A 3,403-nucleotide genomic window follows, 5' to 3' on the forward strand; every position below is an offset into this window, starting at 1 on the left:
TGGGGTTATAGCTCAGCTGGGAGAGCGCCTGCCTTGCACGCAGGAGGTCAGCGGTTCGATCCCGCTTAACTCCACCATTACTCAAGATTGATTCTGAAAGTAAATTACTGTTTGAAAACTCAAAGACAAGTTCTTCGTTGTGAAGTATTTCTCTTTGAGCTTTATGCTCGAAGTGCTCTTTAACAAATTGGCAAGCTGATAGAAAGAAAACAAGGTAACAATATTTATTTGTGAACCTTATCACACCTTCAATTCCAGACATTTTGGGGTTGTATGGTTAAGTGACTAAGCGTACACGGTGGATGCCTTGGCAGTCAGAGGCGATGAAGGACGTGCTAACCTGCGAAAAGCTGTGAGAAGTCGGTAAGAGACGTTAGACTCACAGATGTCCGAATGGGGAAACCCACCTGATTTATCAGGTATCGTATGATGAATACATAGTCATACGAGGCGAACCGGGAGAACTGAAACATCTAAGTACCCCGAGGAAAAGAAATCAACCGAGATCCCCTTAGTAGCGGCGAGCGAACGGGGGCTAGCCCTTAAGTTGATAAAGAGTTAGTGGAACGCTCTGGAAAGTGCGGCGATACAGGGTGATAGCCCCGTACACGAAAAGGCTTTATCAATGAAAACGAGTAGGACGGGACACGTGGTATCCTGTTTGAACATGGGGGGACCATCCTCCAAGGCTAAATACTCCTGACTGACCGATAGTGAACCAGTACCGTGAGGGAAAGGCGAAAAGAACCCCTGTTAGGGGAGTGAAATAGAACCTGAAACCGTGTACGTACAAGCAGTGGGAGCCCACTTGTTGGGTGACTGCGTACCTTTTGTATAATGGGTCAGCGACTTACATTCTGTAGCGAGGTTAACCGAATAGGGGAGCCGTAGGGAAACCGAGTCTTAACTGGGCGAATAGTTGCAGGGTGTAGACCCGAAACCGGGCGATCTATCCATGAGCAGGTTGAAGGTTGGGTAACACTAACTGGAGGACCGAACCCACAAATGTTGAAAAATTTGGGGATGACTTGTGGATCGGAGTGAAAGGCTAATCAAGCTCGGAGATATCTGGTTCTCCTCGAAAGCTATTTAGGTAGCGCCTCGAGCGAATACCATTGGGGGTAGAGCACTGTTAAGGCTAGGGGGTCATCCCGACTTACCAACCCTTTGCAAACTCCGAATACCAATGAGTACTACTCGGGAGACACACGACGGGTGCTAACGTCCGCCGTGAAAAGGGAAACAACCCAGACCACCAGCTAAGGTCCCAAAGTCATGGTTAAGTGGAAAACGATGTGGAAAGGCATAGACAGCTAGGAGGTTGGCTTAGAAGCAGCCACCCTTTAAAGAAAGCGTAATAGCTCACTAGTCGAGTCGGTCTGCGCGGAAGATGTAACGGGGCTAAACCATGCACCGAAGCTGTGGACTTGCACTAAGTGCAAGTGGTAGAGGAGCGTTCTGTAAGCCGTTGAAGGTATCTCGTGAGGGGTGCTGGAGGTATCAGAAGTGCGAATGCTGACATAAGTAACGATAAGGGGAGTGAAAAACTTCCCCGCCGGAAGACCAAGGGTTCCTATCCCATGCTAATCAGGGTAGGGTAAGTCGGCCCCTAAGGCGAGGCAGAAATGCGTAGTCGATGGGAAACGGGTTAATATTCCCGTACCGACAATACTGCGATGGGGGGACGGAGAAAGCTAGGCAGGCATGGCGTTGGTAGTCCATGTGAAAGTGCGTAGGAAGGGGGATTAGGCAAATCCGGTTCCCTATATTCTGAGACACGAGACGAGCCACTACGGTGGTGAAGCTGTTGACGCTACGCTTCCAGGAAAAGCCTCTAAGCTTCAGGTATTGTCGACCGTACTCGAAACCGACACAGGTGGTCAGGTAGAGCATACCAAGGCGCTTGAGAGAACTCTGGTGAAGGAACTAGGCAAAATAGTACCGTAACTTCGGGAGAAGGTACGCTCTTGTGTGTGAAGGACTTGCTCCGTAAGCATATGAGAGTCGCAGTGACCAGCTGGCTGCAACTGTTTATTAAAAACACAGCACTCTGCAAACTCGTAAGAGGACGTATAGGGTGTGACACCTGCCCGGTGCCGGAAGGTTAATTGATGGGGTTAGCGCAAGCGAAGCTCTTGATCGAAGCCCCGGTAAACGGCGGCCGTAACTATAACGGTCCTAAGGTAGCGAAATTCCTTGTCGGGTAAGTTCCGACCTGCACGAATGGTGTAATGATGGCCAGGCTGTCTCCACCAGAGACTCAGTGAAATTGAAATTGCGGTGAAGATGCCGTATACCCGCGGCTAGACGGAAAGACCCCGTGAACCTTTACTATAGCTTGGCACTGAACATTGACCCTACATGTGTAGGATAGGTGGGAGACTTTGAAGTTGCGACGCCAGTCGTGATGGAGTCGTCCTTGAAATACCACCCTTGTATGTTTGATGTTCTAACGTAGGTCCCTCATCGGGATTGCGGACAGTGTCTGGTGGGTAGTTTGACTGGGGCGGTCTCCTCCTAAAGAGTAACGGAGGAGCACGAAGGTTGGCTAAGTACGGTCGGACATCGTACGGTTAGTGCAAAGGCAGAAGCCAGCTTAACTGCGAGACAGACACGTCGAGCAGGTACGAAAGTAGGTCTTAGTGATCCGGTGGTTCTGTATGGAAGGGCCATCGCTCAACGGATAAAAGGTACTCCGGGGATAACAGGCTGATACCGCCCAAGAGTTCATATCGACGGCGGTGTTTGGCACCTCGATGTCGGCTCATCACATCCTGGGGCTGAAGTCGGTCCCAAGGGTATGGCTGTTCGCCATTTAAAGTGGTACGCGAGCTGGGTTTAGAACGTCGTGAGACAGTTCGGTCCCTATCTGCCGTGGGCGTTGGATGATTGATTGGAGTTGTTCCTAGTACGAGAGGACCGGAATGAACGAACCGCTGGTGTTCGGGTTGTCATGCCAATGGCACTGCCCGGTAGCTACGTTCGGAACGGATAACCGCTGAAAGCATCTAAGCGGGAAGCCGGCCAAGAGATGAGTCATCCCTTGTACCTTGAGTACACATAAGGGTCGTTGGAGACCACAACGTTGATAGGTGAGGTGTGGAAGCGTGGTGACACGTTAAGCTAACTCATACTAATTGCCCGAGAGGCTTAACCATACAACGCCCAAGGTGTTTGTGTGGGTGTGATAAAAGAATTCTATCTAGCTTGCTTGTTAAAGACATAAAAACAGTTTTTGCCTGGTGGCAATAGCGCTGTGGAACCACCTGACTCCATTCCGAACTCAGAAGTGAAACGCAGCCGCGACGATGGTAGTGTGGCAGATGCCATGCGAGAGTAGTTCACCGCCAGGCTCCCAATTAAGCCAGAAGGCCCAGTCGAAAGACTGGGCCTTTTTGCTTAC

Annotated in this window: 1 tRNA gene and 2 rRNA genes; all 3 read left to right on the forward strand. The window is 50.4% G+C overall.

From position 1 onward, the window contains the following. The first annotated feature begins 1 nt into the window (after window position 1). Window positions 2-77: transfer RNA gene (locus LSG34_RS20575), tRNA-Ala, on the forward strand. A 198-nt stretch (window positions 78-275) separates the two neighbouring features. Then, window positions 276-3,158 (forward strand): 23S ribosomal RNA (locus LSG34_RS20580). 80 nt (window positions 3,159-3,238) lie between these two features. Further along, window positions 3,239-3,353: ribosomal RNA gene (gene rrf / locus LSG34_RS20585) — 5S ribosomal RNA — on the forward strand. Window positions 3,354-3,403: the final 50 nt, after the last annotated feature.

This window comes from Rheinheimera faecalis (assembly GCF_021290965.1).
Classification (GTDB): domain Bacteria; phylum Pseudomonadota; class Gammaproteobacteria; order Enterobacterales; family Alteromonadaceae; genus Pararheinheimera; species Pararheinheimera faecalis.